At 58.2% G+C, this 20810-nt stretch carries 19 protein-coding genes; 14 read left to right on the forward strand and 5 right to left on the reverse strand.

Annotation, left to right across the window (positions count from 1 at the left end; all coding sequences use genetic code 11):
- Nucleotides 1-10: 10 nt before the first annotated feature.
- Together QZ190_RS04595 and QZ190_RS04600 are read right to left on the reverse strand one after the other, a co-directional pair.
- Nucleotides 11-496 (reverse strand): peroxiredoxin, encoded by a 486-nt coding sequence (locus QZ190_RS04595; protein WP_291914032.1) that lies wholly within the window; start codon nucleotides 494-496, stop codon nucleotides 11-13.
- Nucleotides 497-655: 159 nt separating this feature from the next.
- A complete protein-coding gene (locus QZ190_RS04600; protein ID WP_291914033.1) occupies nucleotides 656-1033 on the reverse strand; it encodes an Mth938-like domain-containing protein in 378 nt (125 codons plus the stop codon).
- A gap of 123 nt (nucleotides 1034-1156) precedes the next feature.
- On the opposite strand from QZ190_RS04600, the gene QZ190_RS04605 reads away from it, so the two are divergent.
- From QZ190_RS04605 to QZ190_RS04630, 6 genes are read left to right on the forward strand one after another with little or no spacing between them, the layout of a single operon-like run.
- On the forward strand, nucleotides 1157-2398 hold the full coding sequence (locus tag QZ190_RS04605) for a pyridoxal phosphate-dependent aminotransferase (protein ID WP_291914036.1): 1242 nt from the start codon (nucleotides 1157-1159) through the stop codon (nucleotides 2396-2398).
- A 52-nt stretch (nucleotides 2399-2450) separates the two neighbouring features.
- Entirely contained in the window at nucleotides 2451-3773 is a 1323-nt protein-coding gene (locus QZ190_RS04610) for a homoserine dehydrogenase (RefSeq protein ID WP_291914039.1), read from the forward strand.
- Nucleotides 3773-5218, forward strand: a complete 1446-nt coding sequence (gene thrC, locus QZ190_RS04615; protein ID WP_291914041.1) for a threonine synthase — start codon at nucleotides 3773-3775, stop codon at nucleotides 5216-5218. The genes QZ190_RS04610 and thrC overlap by 1 nt, the downstream gene beginning before the upstream one ends.
- Nucleotides 5219-5224: 6 nt before the next feature.
- A complete protein-coding gene (gene glp / locus QZ190_RS04620) occupies nucleotides 5225-6481 on the forward strand; it encodes a gephyrin-like molybdotransferase Glp (RefSeq protein ID WP_291914044.1) in 1257 nt (418 codons plus the stop codon).
- Nucleotides 6478-6729 (forward strand): molybdopterin converting factor subunit 1, encoded by a 252-nt coding sequence (moaD, locus tag QZ190_RS04625; protein WP_291914046.1) that lies wholly within the window; start codon nucleotides 6478-6480, stop codon nucleotides 6727-6729. Before glp ends, moaD begins: the two co-directional genes overlap by 4 nt.
- A 4-nt stretch (nucleotides 6730-6733) precedes the next feature.
- The gene (locus tag QZ190_RS04630) at nucleotides 6734-7222 is read left to right on the forward strand and encodes a molybdenum cofactor biosynthesis protein MoaE (RefSeq protein WP_291914048.1); all 489 of its coding nucleotides are present in this window, start codon (nucleotides 6734-6736) and stop codon (nucleotides 7220-7222) included.
- Nucleotides 7223-7251: 29 nt separating this feature from the next.
- Here the strand turns inward: QZ190_RS04630 and QZ190_RS04635 are convergent, their stop codons facing one another.
- Entirely contained in the window at nucleotides 7252-7803 is a 552-nt protein-coding gene (locus tag QZ190_RS04635; RefSeq protein ID WP_291914050.1) for a hypothetical protein, read from the reverse strand.
- Nucleotides 7804-7890: 87 nt separating this feature from the next.
- Here QZ190_RS04635 and clpB point away from each other — a divergent pair, with 87 nt between their 5' ends.
- Both clpB and QZ190_RS04645 read left to right on the forward strand, forming a co-directional pair.
- Entirely contained in the window at nucleotides 7891-10497 is a 2607-nt protein-coding gene (gene clpB, locus QZ190_RS04640; RefSeq protein ID WP_291914052.1) for an ATP-dependent chaperone ClpB, read from the forward strand.
- A 71-nt stretch (nucleotides 10498-10568) separates the two neighbouring features.
- Nucleotides 10569-12269 (forward strand): thiamine pyrophosphate-binding protein, encoded by a 1701-nt coding sequence (locus QZ190_RS04645; RefSeq protein ID WP_291914054.1) that lies wholly within the window; start codon nucleotides 10569-10571, stop codon nucleotides 12267-12269.
- A 123-nt stretch (nucleotides 12270-12392) separates the two neighbouring features.
- Here QZ190_RS04645 and QZ190_RS04650 read toward each other — a convergent pair whose 3' ends face one another.
- Nucleotides 12393-12797 carry an SWIB/MDM2 domain-containing protein gene (locus QZ190_RS04650; protein ID WP_291914056.1) on the reverse strand — a complete coding sequence of 135 codons (405 nt, stop codon included), beginning with the start codon at nucleotides 12795-12797 and terminating at the stop codon, nucleotides 12393-12395.
- Between QZ190_RS04650 and QZ190_RS04655 the strand changes: the two genes are divergently transcribed.
- Both QZ190_RS04655 and aceA read left to right on the forward strand, forming a co-directional pair.
- Complete coding sequence (locus tag QZ190_RS04655; protein WP_291914058.1) at nucleotides 12796-13032, forward strand: hypothetical protein; 237 nt, start codon at nucleotides 12796-12798, stop codon at nucleotides 13030-13032. The genes QZ190_RS04650 and QZ190_RS04655 overlap by 2 nt on opposite strands.
- Nucleotides 13033-13309: 277 nt before the next feature.
- The gene (gene aceA / locus QZ190_RS04660; RefSeq protein WP_291914060.1) at nucleotides 13310-14641 is read left to right on the forward strand and encodes an isocitrate lyase; all 1332 of its coding nucleotides are present in this window, start codon (nucleotides 13310-13312) and stop codon (nucleotides 14639-14641) included.
- Between the two features lie 274 nt (nucleotides 14642-14915).
- Here aceA and QZ190_RS04665 read toward each other — a convergent pair whose 3' ends face one another.
- The gene (locus tag QZ190_RS04665) at nucleotides 14916-17150 is read right to left on the reverse strand and encodes an NADP-dependent isocitrate dehydrogenase (protein ID WP_291914141.1); all 2235 of its coding nucleotides are present in this window, start codon (nucleotides 17148-17150) and stop codon (nucleotides 14916-14918) included.
- Nucleotides 17151-17409: 259 nt separating this feature from the next.
- On the opposite strand from QZ190_RS04665, the gene thrS reads away from it, so the two are divergent.
- The 4 genes from thrS (at nucleotide 17410) to rplT (ending at nucleotide 20743) form a co-directional block, all read left to right on the forward strand.
- Nucleotides 17410-19329 carry a threonine--tRNA ligase gene (gene thrS, locus QZ190_RS04670; RefSeq protein ID WP_291914144.1) on the forward strand — a complete coding sequence of 640 codons (1920 nt, stop codon included), beginning with the start codon at nucleotides 17410-17412 and terminating at the stop codon, nucleotides 19327-19329.
- 86 nt (nucleotides 19330-19415) lie between these two features.
- Nucleotides 19416-20015, forward strand: a complete 600-nt coding sequence (infC, locus tag QZ190_RS04675) for a translation initiation factor IF-3 (RefSeq protein ID WP_291914147.1) — start codon at nucleotides 19416-19418, stop codon at nucleotides 20013-20015.
- Nucleotides 20016-20151: 136 nt separating this feature from the next.
- Complete coding sequence (gene rpmI / locus QZ190_RS04680; protein WP_026039701.1) at nucleotides 20152-20355, forward strand: 50S ribosomal protein L35; 204 nt, start codon at nucleotides 20152-20154, stop codon at nucleotides 20353-20355.
- Between the two features lie 25 nt (nucleotides 20356-20380).
- Nucleotides 20381-20743, forward strand: a complete 363-nt coding sequence (gene rplT, locus QZ190_RS04685; RefSeq protein ID WP_108411932.1) for a 50S ribosomal protein L20 — start codon at nucleotides 20381-20383, stop codon at nucleotides 20741-20743.
- Nucleotides 20744-20810: the final 67 nt, after the last annotated feature.

Consider the following 20810-nt stretch of genomic DNA (forward strand, 5'->3'; position numbering starts at 1 on the left):
GCTTGGCACATCAAGCCACAGCAGTGGCTTTTTTCAAGTCCTTGACAGCCTGCAGTACTTCTTCGACGTGGCCCGGCACTTTCAGGCCGCGCCACTCTTGTTTGAGGGTGCCGTCTGGCCCGATCAGGAAAGTGCTGCGCTCAATGCCTTTGACTTTTTTGCCGTACATGATTTTGTTTTTCACCACACCAAACATGTGGCACATTTTTTCTTCGGTGTCGGCGATCAGCTCAAAGGGCAGCTCCAGCTTGGCTTTGAAGTCGTCGTGCGATTTCATGTTGTCGCGGGACACACCCAGAACCAAGGCGCCCGCTTTCACGAAATCCTTGTATTTGTCGCGAAACTGCATGGCTTCGGTGGTGCAGCCGGGTGTGTTGTCTTTGGGGTAGAAAAACAAAACAACGGTTTGACCAACGTGGGAGACGTTCGAAACTTTCAGACCGCTGGTGGCGTTGGCTTCAAATTCGGGGAGGGGTTTGTTCAGAACGATCGCCATGGAACTTTATCTCGCTTGACTGGTTGAGCGGGTGCCACCAATTAATGGTGTCAGTTTCGCTTTAGGCCATAGACCTTACAACCCGCTATTTTACTCTGAACAGCGTTTGGTATTTGCACAGCCGTGGTGTTGAAAAAACACCGCACAAGAATGCATGCTTTAGGACTCGATCAAAAGCAGGGCGACCACTTTGCGTCCTTCACTGGCCAGAATGTTGTAGGTGCGGCATGCCGCAGCGGTGTCCATGGTCTCTACCCCAACGCCACGGGCGATCAGGTCCTGCAGCCATTGAGGTTTGGCAAACCGCAGCTTTTGTCCGCTGCCAAACAAGATGAGCTCGGCACCGCTTTGGGCCCATGGGCTGAAGTCACTGGCACTCAGGGCCTCGAATTGGCCTGTGGCCCAAGCTGCAGTCGGCACATCGGGCAGGCTGCTCACGGACAAGGACTGTGAATGCCGCACGCCATTGACCTCGATCCAGACACGATCGTACGCGTTGATGGTCGGGGCATTGGATTTGTCGGGCTGGAGTTTCATGGGGCGGCAACAGTGGGGGGTAAGCGCAATTAGAGACCAAGCTCTGAAAACTGCTTCAGAGGGGCGCACAAAATGTGGTCAAATTATAGGTTTTCCCTCACCCACACTGCCTTTGGAGGCACTTTGAAGACCATTCAGAAATCTGCCAAGCTCGCCAACGTTTGTTATGACATTCGCGGCCCCATCATGGACCGAGCGCGTCAGATGGAAGAAGACGGCCACAAGATCATCAAACTGAACATCGGCAACCTGGCGGTTTTTGGCTTTGATGCGCCCGAAGAGATCCAGCAGGACATGATCCGCAACTTGCCCAATTCGGCGGGATATTCAGACAGCAAAGGCATTTTTGCCGCACGCAAAGCCGTGATGCACGAAACCCAAAAGCAGGGCATTTTGGGCGTCACGCTGGACGACATTTACTTGGGCAATGGGGCCAGCGAATTAATCGTGATGGCCACCAATGGCTTGCTCGACGATGGTGACGAGTTGCTTTTGCCGTCACCCGATTACCCGCTGTGGACAGCGGCGGCCAGTTTGTCGGGTGGGACGCCCGTGCATTACGGCTGTGACGAGACCAATGGCTGGATGCCCGATTTGGACGACATCCGTGCCAAAGTCACACCCCGCACCAAGGGCATTGTGGTCATCAACCCCAACAACCCGACGGGCGCTTTGTATGCCGACGACTTGCTCAAGGGCATTGTGGCGATTGCACGCGAACATGGTTTGGTGATCTTTGCCGACGAGGTGTACGACAAGGTCTTGTACGACGGTGTCAAGCACACGCCGCTGGCCAGTTTGTCGCAAGACGTGCTGACACTGACCTTCAACTCCTTGTCTAAAAGCTACCGCTCTTGCGGCTACCGTGCGGGCTGGATGGTGATCTCGGGTGACAAGAAAATGGCCCGCGATTACATCGAAGGCCTGAACATGCTCTCCAACATGCGCTTGTGCGCCAACGTTCCGGGCCAATGGGCCATTCAGACCGCTTTAGGCGGGCACCAAAGCATCAATGAACTGGTGGGCGAGGGCGGCCGCTTGCGCAAGCAGCGTGACTTGGCGCACCAACTGATCACGGCGATTCCGGGTGTCAGCTGCGTCAAGCCCCGTGCGGCTTTGTACATGTTCCCCAAACTCGATCCGAAGATTTACCCGGTGCAGGACGACCAGGACTTTTTCTTGCAACTGCTGGAAGAAACCAAGGTCATGCTGGTTCAGGGCACGGGCTTCAACTGGCCCGATGCCGACCATTTCCGGATCGTGTTTTTGCCGCATGAAGACGACCTGCGCGAAGCCATTGGCCGCGTGGCGCGGTTCCTGGAAAGCGCCCGCAAGCGCTTTGGCACCGACAAACTGGTGGCCTGATTTTTTTCTAGAAATGCCCGGTATGGCCGGGCGCAACGTTAAAGAGTAGTGAATGAAACCGATCAAAGTGGGCCTGTTGGGCATTGGGACTGTGGGCAGTGGCACCTTCAACGTGCTCCAGCGCAACCAGGAAGAAATCCAGCGCCGTGCCGGCCGTGGCATTGAAATCGCCATGGTGGCCGATCTCGACGTGGCGCGTGCCAAGGCCGTGGTGGGCGAGGGCGTTCAGGTGGTGGCCGATGCCCGTGCGGTGATTGCCAACCCTGAGATCGACATCGTGATCGAGTTGATTGGCGGCTATGGCATTGCCAAAGCCTTGGTCATGGAAGCCATTGCCGCAGGCAAGCATGTGGTCACGGCCAACAAGGCCTTGCTGGCCGTGCATGGCACTGAGATTTTTGCAGCGGCCCAGGCCAAAGGCGTGATGGTGGCGTTTGAAGCCGCCGTGGCAGGCGGCATCCCGATCATCAAGGCCTTGCGTGAAGGTCTGACCGCCAACAGCATCCAGTGGGTGGCGGGCATCATCAACGGCACGACCAACTTCATCCTCTCTGAGATGCGCGACAAGGGCTTGGACTTTGGCGATGTGCTCAAGGAAGCCCAGCGACTGGGTTATGCCGAAGCCGATCCCACATTTGACATTGAAGGCGTGGACGCTGCGCACAAAGTGACCCTGATGAGCGCGATCGCGTTTGGCATTCCGGTGCAGTTTGACAAAGCTTATGTCGAAGGCATCACCAAGCTGGGTGCGGCCGACATCAAATACGCCGAGCAATTGGGCTACCGCATCAAGCTGCTCGGGATCACCAAACGCACGGCGCAAGGCATCGAGTTGCGCGTGCATCCCAGCCTGGTCCCGACCCAGCGTTTGATCGCCAACGTCGAAGGCGCGATGAACGCCGTGATGGTGCAGGGTGACGCCGTGGGCACCACCTTGTATTACGGCAAAGGCGCAGGCTCCGAGCCCACCGCCAGCGCGGTGATCGCTGATCTGGTGGACATCACCCGTTTGCACACGGCTGACCCCCTCAACCGCGTGCCGCACCTGGCTTTCCAGCCGGGGGCTATGAGCGATTTGCGCGTCTTGCCCATGTCCGAAGTCGTGACCAGCTATTACCTGCGTTTGCGCGTGGCCGACCAAGCGGGAGTGCTCGCCAAACTCACCGGCTTGCTGGCCCAGGCTGACATCAGCATCGACGCGGTTTTACAGCGCGAGGCCGATCAGGTCAGCCAGGCGGGCGAAAACCAGACCGACGTGATCATCCTGACCCACGACACCCGCGAAGGCACTTTGAACGATGTGCTGGCCCAAATGCAGGCCTTGCCCACCGTGATGGCGCCCATCGTGCGCATTCGCAAGGAAGAGTTGAACTGATGCGCTACCTGTCGACCCGCGGCCACGCTGACCGCAAACAGTTTTGTGAAATTTTGCTCGAAGGCCTGGCGCCCGACGGTGGCTTGTACCTGCCCGAAAGCTACCCTCAGATTGATGCTGCGGCTCTGACCCGCTTGCGCCAAGTCTGGCAAAGCCAGGGCTATGCGGCTTTGGCTTTTGAGGTGCTGTCGCTGTACATCGACGACATTCCAAGCGATGACTTGCTGGCCTTGTGCCGCAAGACCTACATTCCTGAAGTGTTCGGCTCGAAAGAAATCGTGCCACTCAAGCCCTTGCAGGCTACGGGCCAAGCACAGCCCGAGATGTTCCTCGAGGCCTTGTCCAACGGCCCTACTTTGGCCTTCAAAGACATGGCCATGCAATTGCTGGGCAACTTGTTTGAGTACGAGTTGGCGCGGCGCGGCGAAGCGCTGAACATTTTTGGCGCCACCTCGGGCGACACGGGCAGTGCGGCCGAATACGCCATGCGCGGCAAAAAAGGTGTGCGCGTCTTCATGACCAGCCCGAACGGGCGCATGAGTCCGTTCCAGCAAGCGCAGATGTTCAGCCTGCTCGACGAGAACATCCACAACATCGCCATCGAAGGCGTGTTCGACGACTGCCAGGACATCGTCAAGGCGGTCTCCAACGATCTGGAGTTCAAGCGCCAATACAAAATTGGCACCGTGAACTCCATCAACTGGGCGCGTTTGCTGGCCCAGGTGGTGTATTACTTTGCGGGTTACTTCCAGGCCACAAAAAGCAACGACCAAAAGGTCAGCTTCACGGTGCCGAGCGGCAACTTTGGCAATGTGTGCGCAGGCCATGTGGCCCGCATGATGGGCTTGCCGATTGACCGCCTGGTCGTGGCCACCAACGAAAACGATGTGCTCGACGAATTCTTCCGCACCGGCATTTACCGTGTGCGCGGCACGGCAGACACGCACGAAACCTCCAGCCCGTCGATGGACATCTCCAAGGCCAGCAACTTCGAGCGTTTTGTGTTCGACCTGCTGGGGCGCGATGCGGTCCAAACCAAAGCCATTTTTGGCGAAGGTCTGAGCCGCCAAGGCTTCTTCGATTTGTCGGGCGACCCACGCTTTGCCCATGCTGCCACTACCTACGGTTTTGACAGCGGCCGCAGCACCCACGCCGACCGCCTGAAGACCATTCAAGATGTGTTTGCCAGCTACGGCATGATGATCGACACCCACACCGCCGACGGCGTGAAGGTGGCCAAAGCGCATCTGAACCCGCAGGTGCCGATGATCGTGCTCGAAACCGCTTTGCCCATCAAGTTCGCAGCCACCATCGTGGAAGCTTTGGGCCGCCAGCCTGAGCGCCCACCGCAGTTTGAAGGCATCGAAGCCTTGCCCAAGCGCGTGCAGGTCATGAAAGCCGATGTGGCTTTGGTCAAGGCCTACATCCAGCAGCACTGCGACTGACAGACCATGAGCACCGCCCCACGCGCCCCTTTGATGTCTTTAGACGACGCGCTGCAGGCGCTGCTCGCGCGCATCACCCCTTTGACCGACGCCGAGTCGGTGGCCACCTTCGATGCCGATGGGCGTGTGCTGGCCGAAGGCCTGGTTTCGGCCTTGCAGGTGCCGGCTTTTGACAATTCCTCGATGGACGGCTACGCGGTGCGCCGTGCCGATTTGTTGCAGCCCGGCGTCACACTGCGTGTGAGCCAGCGCATTGCAGCCGGTCACACCGGGCAGCCTTTGCAGCCCGGGCAAGTCGCCCGCATCTTCACCGGGGCCCCTGTGCCTGAGGGCGCTGATGCCATCGTCATGCAGGAGCAAGCCGAGCCCGTGCCCGAAGAGCCCGACGCCGTGCGGTTTAACGTGGTGCCCGAGCCGGGGCAGTGGATTCGCCGCAGCGGCGAAGACATCCGCCAAGGCCAGACGGCTTTGCAACGTGGCCAAAAATTGGGGCCTGCCGAGCTGGGCCTGGCTGCGAGCCTGGGTCTGGCGCATCTGTTGGTTTTGCGCCGCCCCCGAGTCGCCTTATTTTCAACGGGCGACGAGCTGGTCATGCCGGGCGATGTGGCCCCGCAGGACATGCCCCCGGGCAGCATTTACAACTCCAACCGCTTTTTCCTGCGCACCCTGTTGCACCGCATGGGTTGTGAGGTGAGCGATCTCGGCATCGTGCCCGACCGGCGCGAGGCCACCGTGGCCGCGCTCAAAACCGCGGCCGATCACCACGACCTGATCCTGACCAGCGGCGGTGTGTCGGTGGGCGAAGAAGACCACGTCAAACCGGCGGTGCAGTCCTTGGGCGAGTTGAACCTGTGGCAAATCGCCATGAAGCCGGGCAAACCCTTTGCATATGGCCAGGTGCGGCGTCAGACCGCTGAGGGCGTGGCCCACTTTGTGGGCTTGCCGGGCAACCCGGTGTCCAGTTTCATGACCTTTTTGCTTCTGGTCCGGCCCTTGCTGAGCAAGATGCAGGGCATGAGCACCTTTGCACCCCACACCCAACGCTTGCCTGCACATTTTGCGTGGCCCAAGGCCGACAAGCGCCGCGAATTCTTGCGCGTGCGCCGCAATGCCCAAGGAGGGCTGGACCTCTTTCCCAGCCAAAGCTCTGGGGTGTTGACCTCGGTGGTGTGGGCCGATGGGGTGGTGGACAACCCCGGTGGACAGACGATTGAGCCCGGCCAGCTGGTCGATTTTTGGCCTTTTTCGGAGTGCTTGGCATGAAAGTGCAGGTTCGCTATTTCGCCTCTTTGCGTGAAAGCATTGGTTTGTCGCACGAGACCGTGGAGACCCAGACGGCCGATGTGGCCGCTTTGCGCACCGAGTTGATGGCCCGTGGCGAGCATTACCGCGCTTGTCTGGCACCAGAGCGTCCGGTGCGCACGGCCCTGAATCAGCTCATGGTGCAAGGCAACGCTGCCCTGACCGAGGGCTGCGAGGTCGGCTTTTTCCCACCTGTGACTGGGGGCTGACACCATGGCACCCCGAGTCAGCATTCAGACGAATGACTTTGATGTGTCCACCGAGTTGGCCGCCCTGCAGGGCGAGGACTTGCGGGTTGGGGCGGTCTGCAGCTTTGTGGGCACGGTGCGCGACACCCGGGCACTGACCGGTCAGGCCAGTGACGAAGTTCAGGCCATGGAGCTGGAGCACTATCCGGGCATGACCGAAAAATCGATCGAAGCGATGATCGACGAAGCGCATCGGCGATTTGACTTTTATGCGGCGCGTGTGGTGCACCGCGTGGGACGTTTGCTGCCCGCAGACCAGATCGTGCTGGTGGCCGTGACCTCGGCGCACCGGGGTGAAAGCTTCAAAGCCTGTGAATTTTTGATGGACTACCTCAAGACGCAGGCGCCATTCTGGAAAAAAGAGCAAACCCCAGAGGGGGCACATTGGGTAGATGCCCGTGTGTCCGACGATGCGGCCTTGGCGCGCTGGGGCATTCAGGCTCACAACGCCTGAGTCTCAGCCCGCCTTGGGCGTGGATCGCCTCAGTGGGCGTAGCGAGGCGGCTCGGAGGGGGCCACGGGGCTCGTCTCGGTCACTTTTGCGGCGCTGCTCATGGGGCCCCATTCTGCTTTTTCGCAGGCTTGCTGGATCAGGTGCAGCATGCCGTGCACCAGACTGACTTGCAGGTGCAGCTGGCAAGCGCGGGCTTGGGCCGGGTCGGACTTGTCCTCAAAAGAGATTTGCAGGGCCCCGTTGGGCTGGATGGTCAAATGGGCATCGGTGATGAGCAGGGGCTCTGGCCCCAGCGGCCATTGGGTGGCGCGGGTTTCAAAAGGGGTGGCAAAGTCGGCCTTTTTCAAAAATGCATCGCGCTTGAGTTCGGTCAGCAGATGTTGCGAGGGCGCATCGGTGACCGCCACGCCAGGTTGCACCGCTTCCAGACGCACGGCCGATTGTTCAATAGCAGGCATCAAGCGCAGCGTCATGCGCCGCGTCAGCCAGAAACGGAACTCCTGCTGGTCCTGGGTGTTCAGGCGCAGCAACAAGCGGTCTTGGCGCTCATCGTGGTTCACAGACAGTTGGTGAATGTTCATGCTTTGATTTTAGGCAAAACTGCCTGCCTCAACGGCCCTTGAAAATGCCACTTTCAGCACAAGTTGCCAAGCATTGGAGAAACACACATGCGAATTGACAAACTCACCACCAAGTTCCAGGAAGCCTTGTCGGACGCCCAGTCGCTGGCCCTTGGCAAAGACCATGCTTACATCGAACCCCAACATGTGCTGGTCACCATGCTCAAGCAAGACGATGGCCCCAAAGCCATTTTGTTGCGCGCGGGCGTTCAGGTGCCCGCTTTGCTGCAAGCGGCCGAATCGGCCGTCTCGCGTTTGCCCCAGGTCAGCGGACAAGATCAAGTCACCGTGGGACCGGATCTGGTCAAGCTTTTGCAGGCAGCAGAGAAAGAAGCCATCAAACGCGGCGACGCCTTCATTGCTGGCGAATTGTTTTTGCTGGCACTGACCGAGAGCAAGTCCGAGGCCGGGCGCATCGCCAAAGAGCATGGCCTGAACCGCAAAAGCCTGGAGTCCGCCATCGAGGCGGTACGTGGCGGCCAAAGTGTGGGCAACGCCGATGCCGAAGGCCAGCGCGAAGCGCTCAAGAAGTATTGCATCGACCTGACCGAGCGTGCCCGCATCGGCAAGCTGGACCCGGTCATTGGCCGGGACGACGAGATTCGTCGCGCCATCCAGGTTTTGCAGCGCCGCACCAAAAACAACCCGGTGCTGATCGGCGAGCCAGGCGTGGGCAAGACCGCGATTGTCGAGGGCCTGGCCCAGCGCATTGTGGCTGGTGAGGTGCCCGACTCGCTCAAAGGCAAACGCGTGCTGTCGCTCGACATGGCTGCTTTGCTCGCCGGGGCCAAGTTCCGTGGCGAGTTTGAAGAGCGCCTGAAAACCGTGCTCAGCGAACTGGCCAAGGACGAAGGCCAGACCATCGTGTTCATAGACGAGCTGCACACCATGGTGGGCGCGGGCAAAGCCGAAGGCGCGATGGACGCGGGCAACATGCTCAAGCCCGCACTGGCCCGGGGTGAGCTCCACTGCGTGGGTGCGACCACACTGGACGAATACCGCAAATACATCGAAAAAGACGCGGCCCTGGAGCGCCGTTTCCAGAAAATTTTGGTCAACGAACCCACGGTGGAGGCCACCATTGCCATCTTGCGCGGCTTGCAAGAAAAGTACGAAATCCACCACGGCGTGGACATCACCGATCCTGCCATTGTGGCGGCCGCAGAGCTGAGCCATCGCTACATCACCGACCGTTTTCTCCCAGATAAAGCCATTGACTTGATCGACGAGGCGGCGGCCAAGATCAAGATCGAGATCGACTCCAAGCCTGAGGTGATGGACAAGCTCGACCGCCGTTTGATCCAGCTGCAGATCGAGCGCGAGGCGGTGCGCCGGGAGAGCGACGAAGCCTCGCAAAAACGTTTCGCCTTGATCGAAGAAGAGATCGACAAACTGAAAAAAGAAGCGGCGGATCTGGAGGAAATTTGGCGCGCCGAGAAGTCGCAAGCCCAGGGCGGCCAGCAGGTGCGCGAACAAATCGACCAGCTCAAGCAACAAATCGAGGAACTGACGCGCAAGGGCGATTTCAACAAGGTGGCCGAGTTGCAATATGGCAAGCTGCCTGCGCTCGAAAAAACCCTCAAAGAGGTGCAAGCCAAAGAATCCGCGCCTGGTGAAAAACCGGTGCACCGCTTGCTGCGCACCCAGGTGGGCGCCGAAGAAATTGCCGAAGTCGTGTCCCGCGCGACGGGCATTCCGGTGTCCAAGATGATGCAGGGCGAGCGCGAAAAACTGCTGCAGATGGAGGACAAGCTGCACCAGCGCGTGGTGGGCCAGGACGAAGCCATTGCGGCGGTGGCCAATGCCATTCGCCGTTCGCGCTCGGGCCTGTCCGATCCGAACCGCCCGACGGGTTCGTTCCTCTTTTTGGGCCCCACAGGCGTGGGCAAGACCGAGCTGTGCAAGGCGCTGGCGGGCTTTTTGTTTGACAGCGAAGACCACCTGATCCGCATGGACATGAGCGAGTTCATGGAAAAGCACTCGGTGGCCCGCCTGATAGGCGCGCCCCCGGGCTATGTGGGTTACGAGGAGGGTGGTTACCTGACCGAGGCTGTGCGCCGCAAGCCCTACAGCGTGTTGCTGCTTGACGAGGTGGAAAAAGCCCACCCCGATGTCTTCAACATCTTGCTGCAGGTGCTGGACGACGGCCGCCTGACCGACGGGCAGGGGCGCACAGTGGACTTCAAGAACACCGTGATCGTGATGACTTCCAACTTGGGCTCGCACCTGATCCAGTCCATGGTGGGGCAACCCGCCGAAGACATCAAGGACGCGGTGTGGGACGAACTCAAGACCCACTTCCGCCCCGAGTTCTTGAACCGCATCGACGAGACCGTGGTCTTCCATGGCCTGGATGCCCAGCACATCGCGTCCATTGCGCAAATCCAGTTGCAGGTGTTGCAAGCCCGCTTGGCCCGCATGGACCTGACTTTGAAGGTCAGTCCAGCGGCTTTGTCCGAGTTGGCCAAGGTCGGTTTTGACCCGGTGTTTGGCGCAAGGCCTTTGAAAAGGGCGATTCAGCAACGGCTGGAAAACCCCTTGTCCAAACTGCTGCTGGAAGGGCGTTTCCCACCCAAGTGCAGCATCGAGGTCTCGGTCGACCCGGTGCGTGCCCCGGGGCAGTTCGATTTCCAAGTGGTCGAGCACGCGGCCTGATCCCACAGCCGTGCAAGCCCTGCTTGCACGGCTGTGACAGATGGCTTTTGTGGCCTTGGGCACAATAGGGCATGACTTCAAAAATTGCTGGCCACCTGCTCGTTGAATGCCTCTTGGCCCAAGGCGTTACCCATGCTTTCGGGGTGCCCGGTGAAAGTTATCTGGCGGTGCTGGACGGCTTTCACCTGTACCGCGATCAACTCATTTTCGTCACCTGCCGCCAAGAGGGCGGTGCGGCCTTCATGGCCGAGGCCCAAGGCAAGCTCACTGGCCGCCCCGGCATCTGTTTTGTGACGCGTGGCCCGGGGGCCACCAACGCGTCGATTGGTGTGCACACCGCGTTCCAGGACTCCACGCCCATGATTTTGTTTGTGGGCGATGTGGCCAGTGACACCCGTGACCGCGAGGCCTTCCAGGAAATGGACTACACCCATTTCTTTGGCCCCTCGACCAAGGGTATGGCCAAACGGGTCGAGCGCGTGGACGACCCCGAGCGCCTTCCCGAGTATGTGGCCCGAGCTTTTGCCACGGCCATGAATGGCCGGCCTGGCCCTGTGGTGTTGGTGTTGCCCGAGGACATGCTCACTCGCCCCGTCAAGGCTGAGGCCCTTGGGCGTGTGGAGCCGGTTCAGGCCTGGAGCGACCCGGGTGCCTTGCGCACGCTGCTTGACATGCTGTTGTCCGCTCAAAAGCCTTTGGTGATTGCAGGCGGGGGAGGCTGGACGCCCCAAGCGGCCCAAGCTTTGCAGCGCTTTGCCGAAAATTGGCAGCTGCCTGTGACCAATGCCTTCCGTTTTCAGGACACGTTTGACAACCACCACCCCTTGTACGCGGGGGATGTGGGCATCGGGATTGGTCCGGCACTGGCCCAGCGCGTGCGCGATGCCGACTTGATTGTGGCCATCGGCCCGCGCCTGGGTGAAATGACCACCGGGGGCTACACCTTGCTGCAAGCGCCCAAAACCCACCAGAAGCTGGTGCACATCCATGCCAGTGCCGAAGAGCTCAACCGTGTTTACCAAGCCGATTTGGCCATCAACGCCACCATGAACGCGGCCGCCCGCAGCCTGGAGGTCTTGAGCGCACCCACCGAGCTGCCCTGGGCCGATTGGACGCAAGCCGCGCACACCGATTACCTGAACAACCTCAAGCCCCAGGCCTTGCCCGGCGACATCGACATGCCGGCCATCGTGGCCACGCTGCAAAAGCATTTGCCTGCAGACGCCGTGCTGACCAATGGCGCGGGCAATTTCGCCAGCTGGATGCACCGTTTTTACAAACACCACGGCTTGGTCAAAGGCCACAAAACCCAGTTGGCACCCACTGTGGGTGCCATGGGTTATGGCGTGCCTGCCGGCATTGCGGCCAATTTGTTGACGGGGCGTGTGACCTTCACCATTGCAGGTGATGGCGACTTTTTGATGAACGGCCAGGAACTGGCCACGGCGGTGCAGCACGGCGGCAAAAGCATCATTGTGTTGCTTAACAACGGCATGTACGGCACCATCCGCATGCACCAAGAGCGCGAATACCCCGACCATGTGACGGGCTCGAAGCTGCAAAACCCCGACTTTGCCGCTCTGGCTTCGGCTTATGGTTATGTGGGCGTGCGCATTGAGCACACGCAAGCCTTTGAGTCGACCTTGCTGGAGGCGCTGGCACGTCCCCAAGGCACGTTGATCGAGGTCATGCTGGACCCTGAAGTGATCACCACACGCGGCACGCTGAGCGCGATCACTCAGGCCAGTTTGGCACGGCAAGAAAAGGCTTGAGCGCAGGCGTTTTGTAGTTGGTGCTGCGAATGTGATTTCAAGTCTATATCTTGCGCTGGCTTTGCCCACAAAAAAACCCGCCGAGGCGGGTTTTTTTGATTGCGCGAGGCAAGTGCAACTGAATTATTTCAGGTGCTTGCCGATCAGACCAGCCATTTCGAACATGGTGACCTGAGGCTTGCCAAACACAGCCTTGAGCTTGTCGTCGGCATTGATGGCGCGGCGGTTGACGCTGTCTTGCAGCTTGTGCTTCTTGATGTAAACCCACATCTTGCTGACCACTTCGGTGCGTGGCAGAGGTGTGGCGCCCACCACGGCAGCCAAGGCAGCACTGGGGGTCAGTGCCTTCATGAAGGCGGGGTTGGGAGTGCGCTTGGTCGCAGGAGCGGCCTTTTTGGCGGGTGCTTTGGCAGCCACCTTTTTAGCCGGTGCAGCCGCTTTTTTGGCGGGTGCAGCCTTGGTTGCCGGTGCTGCTTTTTTAGCGGGAGCTGCAGCTTTTTTAGCCGGGGTTTTTTTCGCAGTTGCCATGATGAAATTCCTTTGCTCGGAAGTGGGTTCGCCGCTGAGAAACGATGTGTTTACAGCTAGTGGGATGCTAATGGAGAAAGTGGCACTTTCCAAGCAGAAAAATCATTTTTCTCTCGATGTTGTTGCTGATTTGCCCTCGATGTTGGGCTTTTCTTGTTCTTGCCAACTTTCATCATGCCCATTTGGAGCCATTGGGTTGATTCAGAGGCATGTCATCTATGCCAGCGTTGTTTGAAGCTCAAGCTTGCAGGTGCATTTCATGGATTGTTTTGTTTTTTCATATAGCGAAAAACAGATGGATTTGATGTGTGGTTTGACTTTCAAATCATGAATAATAATTTTGCATTGAAAAATAACTTGTTTAACCCATTGATTTTAAACAAATAAAAATATGTCTTGTATAAGACATAAGATAGATAGCAAGTCTTCTATAAGAGTTAAGATGAGGACACCGACAGGGCAGAAACCGCTGCTTCCATCGCTTGATTTCAACTTGACCACAGGAGTTTTCCATGCCAGCCGACATCACTCAACAACTCAGCCGTGAACAACAAATCGCCGCCCTCGAAAAAGATTGGGCGACCAATCCCCGTTGGAAAGGCGTCAAGCGCGGCTACTCCGCCGCCGACGTTGTGCGTTTGCGCGGCAGCATGCCCATTGAGCACACCTTGGCCAAGCGCGGCGCAGAGAAGCTCTGGGAAAAAGTCAACGGCGGCGCCAAGAAGGGCTACGTCAACGCCTTCGGCGCGATCTCTGCCGGTCAAGCCATGCAGCAAGCCAAAGCTGGCTTGGAAGCCGTGTACCTGTCGGGCTGGCAAGTCGCCGCTGACGGCAACACATCCGAGACCATGTACCCCGACCAGTCGCTCTACGCCTACGACTCGGTGCCCACCATGGTTCGCCGCATCAACAACACCTTCAAACGCGCCGACGAAATCCAGTGGGGCCGTGGCATCAACCCCGGCGACAAAGAATTTATCGACTACTTCTTGCCCATCGTGGCCGACGCTGAAGCCGGTTTCGGCGGCGTGTTGAACGCTTTCGAGTTGATGAAGAACATGATTGCCTCCGGCGCTGCTGGCGTGCACTTCGAAGACCAATTGGCTGCGGTGAAGAAGTGCGGTCACATGGGTGGCAAAGTCTTGGTGCCTACCCAAGAAGCTTGCGAGAAGTTGATTTCTGCACGTTTCGCCGCTGACGTCATGGGCGTGTCCACCATTGTGTTGGCTCGTACCGACGCAGAAGCTGCCAACTTGATCACCTCCGACCACGACGCCAACGACAAGCCTTTCCTGACCGGCGAGCGCACTCAAGAAGGTTTCTACCGCGTCAAAAACGGTCTGGAGCAAGCCATCAGCCGAGGCGTGGCTTACGCGCCTTACGCCGACTTGGTGTGGTGCGAGACTGGCGTTCCTGACATCGGCTTTGCCCGCGAATTCGCCCAAGCCGTGCACGCCGCTTGCCCAGGCAAGCTGCTGTCGTACAACTGCTCGCCATCGTTCAACTGGAAGAAAAACCTCAACGACAGCCAGATCGCTTCTTTCCAAGAAGACCTGTCCGCCTTGGGTTACAAGTACCAGTTCATCACCTTGGCCGGTATCCACATCAACTGGTACAACACCTTCCAGTTCGCCAACGCCTACGCCAACGGCGAAGGCATGAAGCACTACGTCAACATGGTGCAAGAGCCTGAGTTCGCAGCTCGCGACAAGGGTTACACCTTCGTGTCGCACCAGCAAGAAGTGGGCGCAGGTTACTTCGACGACGTGACCACCGTGATCCAAGGCGGCTCGTCTTCCGTGAAAGCCTTGACCGGCTCGACCGAAGAAGAGCAGTTCCACTGATCTTTTTGAGAGTTGCCTGAAAGGGCACTGTCACTCAAAAGCCATCCGAAGCTTCGGCCTCAGGTGGCTTTTGTTTTTGATGAGAAGGTTGTTCGGATGTCTTGGCTGGACCCTGCGTCTCGTGTCAGTGGCGCTCCATGTTGTGCAGTTGGTTCGTCAAGGTAAGACCAGTGTGTGTCCAGGTCACGCGTAGAGATCTGCTTCCGGTCCAATGTCGCATAAAAAAGCCATCCCGAAGGATGGCTTTTTGCAGATGGCGAAATCAGCAGTCTGTTCAGGCAGCAGATGTCAGCGCTGCGTTGAAGGTCGCGCTGGGGCACATGATGGCCTTGAGTTTTTCTGGTGACGGGTAGTAATAACCACCAATGTCCACAGGCTGACCTTGCACCGCATTGAGTTCGGCCACGATGGTCTTTTCCTGTTCGGTCAAGGTTTGAGCCAATGAGGTGAACTTGGCTTGCAACGCCAGATCCTCGGTTTGCGACGCCAGTTCCTGCGCCCAGTACATGGCCAAATAAAACTGGCTGCCACGGTTGTCCAGCTGGCCCGTTTTGGGTGAGGGGTTCTTGTTGTTGTCCAGCAATTTACCGGTGGCGGCATCCAGGGTTTTGGCCAGGATTTTGGACGCGTTGTTGCTGGTTTTGATGCCCAGGTCTTCCAGGGACACGGCCAGGGCCAGGAATTCACCCAGTGAGTCCCAGCGCAGGTGGTTTTCTTCCACCAGTTGCTGCACATGCTTGGGAGCCGAGCCGCCTGCACCGGTTTCGTACATGCCGCCGCCGGCCATCAAAGGCACGATGGACAGCATCTTGGCCGAGGTGCCCAGTTCCATGATGGGGAACAGGTCGGTCAAGTAGTCGCGCAGGATGTTGCCGGTCGCGCTGATGGTGTCAAAGCCACGGACCACGCGCTCCAGGGTGTAGCGCATGGCACGCACTTGGCTCATGATCTGGATTTCCAGGCCGGCCGTGTTGTGCTCGTGCAGGTACATCTTCACTTTGGTGATCAGCTGTGCTTCGTGCGGGCGGTACTGGTCCAGCCAGAACACCACCGGCATGCCGGAGTTGCGGGCACGGGTCACGGCCAGCTTGACCCAGTCGCGGATCGCGGCGTCCTTGACCTGGCACATGCGCCAGATGTCGCCTTCTTCCACGTCTTGGCTCAGCAGCACTTCACCGGTGTTGATGTCGGTGATGTTGGCCACGCCGTCTTCTTGGATTTCAAAGGTTTTGTCGTGCGAGCCGTACTCTTCGGCTTGCTGGGCCATCAGGCCGACGTTGGGCACCGTGCCCATGGTCTTGGGGTCGAACGCCCCGTGCCACTTGCAGAAGTTGATCATCTCCATGTAGATGCGCGCAAAGGTTGACTCGGGCATCACGGCCTTGACGTCTTTCAATCGGCCGTCGGCGCCCCACATCTTGCCGCCGTTGCGGATCATGGCGGGCATGGAGGCGTCCACGATCACGTCGTTGGGTGAGTGGAAGTTGGTGATCCCCTTGGCCGAATCCACCATGGCCAGCTCGGGGCGGCCTTCGTGGCAAGCGTGCAGGTCGCGCTTGATCTCGTCTTGCTTGGATTGGGGCAGGGTGGCGACCTTGGCATAAAGGTCGGCCATGCCGTTGTTCACGTTGACGCCCAATTCCTTGAACAAAGCACCGTGTTTTTCGAAAGCTTCTTTGTAGAAAATTTTCACGCAGTGGCCGAACACGATGGGGTGCGAGACCTTCATCATGGTGGCTTTGACGTGCAGTGAGAACATCACGCCGGTTTTGTGGGCGTCTTCGATCTCTTTTTCGTAGAACTCGAGCAAGGCTTTTTTGCTCATGAACATGCTGTCAATCACTTCGCGGTCAAGCAAAGAGACTTTGGGCTTGAGGATGATGGTTTTGCCGCTCTTGGTGATCAGCTCCATCTTGACGTCACGGGGGCGGTCCAAGGTCATGGACTTTTCGCCGTGGTAGAAGTCGCCCGCGTGCATGTGCGAGACGTGCGAGCGCGAGGCCTGGCTCCACTCGGCCATGCTGTGCGGGTTCTTGCGCGCAAACTCTTTGACGGCGCGAGGCGCGCGGCGGTCCGAGTTGCCTTCGCGCAGCACAGGGTTCACGGCCGAGCCGATGCACTTGGCATAACGCGCCTTGATGGCTTTTTCTTCTTCTGTTTTGGGGGCATCTGGATAGTCGGGCAGGGCGTAGCCCTTGCCTTGCAATTCCTTGATGGCAGCGGTCAACTGGCCCACAGAGGCGCTGATGTTGGGTAGCTTGATGATGTTGGTTTGCGGCTTGAGTGTCAGCTTACCCAGCATCGTCAGGTTGTCTGGCACCCTTTGCTCGGGTGTCAGGAAATCGGGGAACTCCCCCAAGATGCGGCCGGCCAGGGAAATGTCGCTGGTTTCGACTTCGATGCCAGCGGCTTGTGTGAAGGTGCGAATGACAGGCAAAAAAGCCGCCGTGGCCAACAGGGGGGCTTCATCCGTGAGGGTGTAAATGATTTTGGAGCGGGCGTCTGGCATGGTCATCGTGGTACAGGTTTTTACAGGATGAAAAGGAACGTCTATCTTAAACCAAGCACACCCACATGAGCCTGACGACCATTTCGAAAACAGGGAAAAATACGCATCGGTTTTCGCAATCGGTTCATCCTGTTTGGCCAGTGCTGCGTGAGGCCAGCCTGTCGTGCGTCAAACCGAATGTCAATTGTGGGAAAATGACGTGAGTTATTCACTTCCATCATCCAGCGCGGTCGATGACCGCGCTTTTGCATTCAATTCCATGGTTCAGATCACGCTTCCCGACGGTTCATTGCGCGAATTTCCCGGCCCTGTCACGGTGGCCGAAGTGGCTTCATCCATTGGTACTGGCTTGGCCAAGGCCGCCTTGGGCGGCAAGGTCAATGGCCAACTGGTCGACACCAGTTTCAGCATGTCCGCCAATGCCCAACTGGCCATCGTGACGGCCAAAGACCCTGAAGGTCTGGAATTGATCCGCCACTCCACGGCGCACTTGCTGGCCTATGCGGTCAAGGGCATTTTCCCTGAGGCGCAAGTCACGATCGGCCCCGTGATTGACAACGGGTTTTATTACGACTTTTCGTACTCACGCCCCTTCACACCGGAAGACCTGGTCACGATCGAAAAACGCATGACCGAGTTGGCGGCCAAGGACGAGCCCGTGCTGCGCCGGGTACTGCCACGTGACGAAGCCGTGGCCCATTTCAAAGCCATGGGCGAGCATTACAAGGCCGAAATCATCGGCTCGATTCCGGCCGGCGAGCAGGTCAGTTTGTACCGTGAAGGCGATTTTGAAGACCTGTGCCGTGGCCCGCATGTGCCCAGTACGGGCAAACTCAAGCACTTCAAACTCATGAAGGTTGCGGGTGCTTATTGGCGCGGTGACAGCAAAAACGAGATGCTGCAGCGTGTCTATGGCACCGCTTGGGCCAGCAAGGAAGACTTGCAGTTGTATCTGACCCGCCTGGAAGAGGCCGAAAAGCGCGACCACCGCAAACTCGGCCGCGAACTCGACTTGTTCCACATTGACGAACATGCGCCCGGTTTGGTGTTTTGGCACCCCAAAGGCTGGACCGTGTGGCAAACCGTCGAGCAGTACATGCGCCAGGTCTACCGCGACAGTGGCTACCAGGAGGTCAAGGGCCCGCAGTTGCTGGACAAGACCCTCTGGGAAAAAACCGGGCACTGGGACAAGTACCGTGACAACATGTTCACCACCGAGTCCGAAAAACGTGACTACGCTTTGAAGCCGATGAACTGCCCGGGTCACATCCTGATCTTCAAGCAGGGCTTGAAAAGCTACCGCGACCTGCCTTTGCGCTACGGCGAGTTTGGCCAGTGCCATCGCAACGAGCCTTCGGGTGGCCTGCACGGCATCATGCGCGTGCGCGGCTTCACGCAAGACGATGGCCACATTTTCTGCACCGAAGATCAGATCCTGCCCGAGTGCGATACCTTCACGCAGGTGCTCAAGAAGGTTTACGCCGACTTCGGCTTCACCGACATCCTCTACAAGGTCTCCACCCGTCCAGCCGCGCGCATCGGCTCTGACGAGCTGTGGGACAAGGCCGAAAAAGCCTTGATGGACAGCCTGCGCCACTCGGGTTGCGACTTTGTGATTTCCGAGGGAGACGGTGCTTTTTACGGACCCAAAATCGAGTACACACTCAAGGACGCCATTGGCCGCGAATGGCAGTGCGGCACGATTCAGGTCGATTTCAACCTGTCCGAGCGTCTGGATGCGGAGTACGTGGCCGAAGACGGCTCGCGCCAGCGTCCCGTCATCCTGCACCGCGCCATCGTGGGCAGCATGGAACGCTTCATTGGTATTTTGGTCGAGCAGCATGCCGGTGCCTTGCCCACTTGGCTGGCACCCCTTCAGGTGTCGGTGCTCAACATCACCGATGCACAGTCCGATTACTGTCGCGAAATTGCTGCAAAACTGCGAAAATCGGTGACAAATCAAGGCCTTAGGGTCGATTTGGACCTGCGCAACGAGAAAATCACGTATAAAATACGAGAGCATTCGTTGCAAAAGCTGCCTTACATCCTTGTCGCTGGCGACAAAGAAAAGGCAGCAGGTACCGTCGCAGTGCGCGCCCGAGGCAACAAAGACCTCGGTGTGATGTCGATCGATGCGTTCATTGAACTCATTGCTGCCGACATCGCTTCTAAAGCCTGAAGGTGTTTTTCGCCACAAGCTTTGGCCCGTGGGCACAAAGATGGATGGGCTGCTTTTCGCAGTTTTGTTCCGTAAAGGATTGAGTCATCGCTACCGAATTTCGTGATCGTCGCCAACGCGAAGAACGTAAACACCGTTTGAACCGTGAAATCATGGCCCCAGAGGTCCGTGTTTCAGGGCCTGAAAATGAGCCCATGGGCATTTTGTCACTGGCTGAAGCCTTGCGCTTGGCCGGCGAGATGGATGTGGACCTGGTTGAAATTGCCGCCACGGCCAACCCACCGGTTTGTCGTTTGATGGACTACGGCAAGTTCAAATACCAGGAGCAAAAGCGTGCGGCGGAAGCCAAAGCCAAGCAAACGGTCATTGACATCAAGGAAGTCAAGTTCCGCCCCGGCACGGACGACGGTGACTACAACATCAAAATGCGCAACATCCGTCGGTTTTTGACCGATGGCGACAAGTGCAAGATCACTTTGCGTTTCCGTGGTCGTGAAATCACGCACCAGGAATTGGGTCTGGCTTTGCTCAACCGCATCCGCGATGAGCTGGCCGACTCGATCATCGTGGAGCAGTTTCCCAAGTTGGAAGGCCGCCAGATGATCATGATGATCGCGCCAGGCCGTAAAAAGCCGGCTGCGGGTGGCAAGGCTGCAGACACGTCTGCGCCGGCTGAATCTGCTTGACAAAGAATTTGACCGGCTTTCGGGCAGGTTGAGTCAAAAGCTGCCTTTGGGCGGCTTTTGTTAAAAGTGGCTCGGGGCCAACAAGGCTGCAAATTTTTTGCAGACGCCTCACGAGCACAATTAAAGGAGCATTCACATGCCCAAGATGAAGACCAAAAGCAGCGCTAAAAAGCGCTTCCGTGTTCGTCCAGGTGGAACCGTTAAACGCGGCCAAGCCTTCAAACGTCACATCCTGACCAAGAAGACCACCAAAAACAAGCGTCACCTTCGCGGTTCCGTGTCTGTGCATGAGACCAATATGGGTCACATCGCGCAAATGCTGCCCATGGCTGGCCTGTAATCACTGACGAACAAGGAGAATAAATATGCCTCGCGTTAAACGTGGTGTAACGGCACGCGCCCGTCACAAGAAAGTTTTGGCCCTTGCAAAAGGTTTCCGCGGTCGCCGCGGCAATGTCTTCCGCATCGCCAAACAGGCGGTGATGAAGGCCGGCCAATACGCCTACCGTGACCGCCGCACCAAAAAGCGTGTGTTCCGTCAGTTGTGGATTGCCCGTATCAACGCCGCTGCGCGTGAATGCGGTCTGACCTACAGCCAGTTCGCCAACGGCCTGAAAAAGGCTGCCATCGAAATCGACCGTAAGATGCTGGCGGACATCGCCGTGCACGACAAGGCCGCTTTTGCTGGCATCGTGAACCAAGTCAAAGCCAAACTGGCCTCAGCTTGAGTCCATGAGTGACGCGGGCCCTCGGGCCTGTGCCACGCACTCGATCAAAGGGATTGAGGCTCGCAAA

Origin of the sequence: Limnohabitans sp., from assembly GCF_017848645.1 — a bacterium.
Classification (GTDB): domain Bacteria; phylum Pseudomonadota; class Gammaproteobacteria; order Burkholderiales; family Burkholderiaceae_C; genus Limnohabitans_A.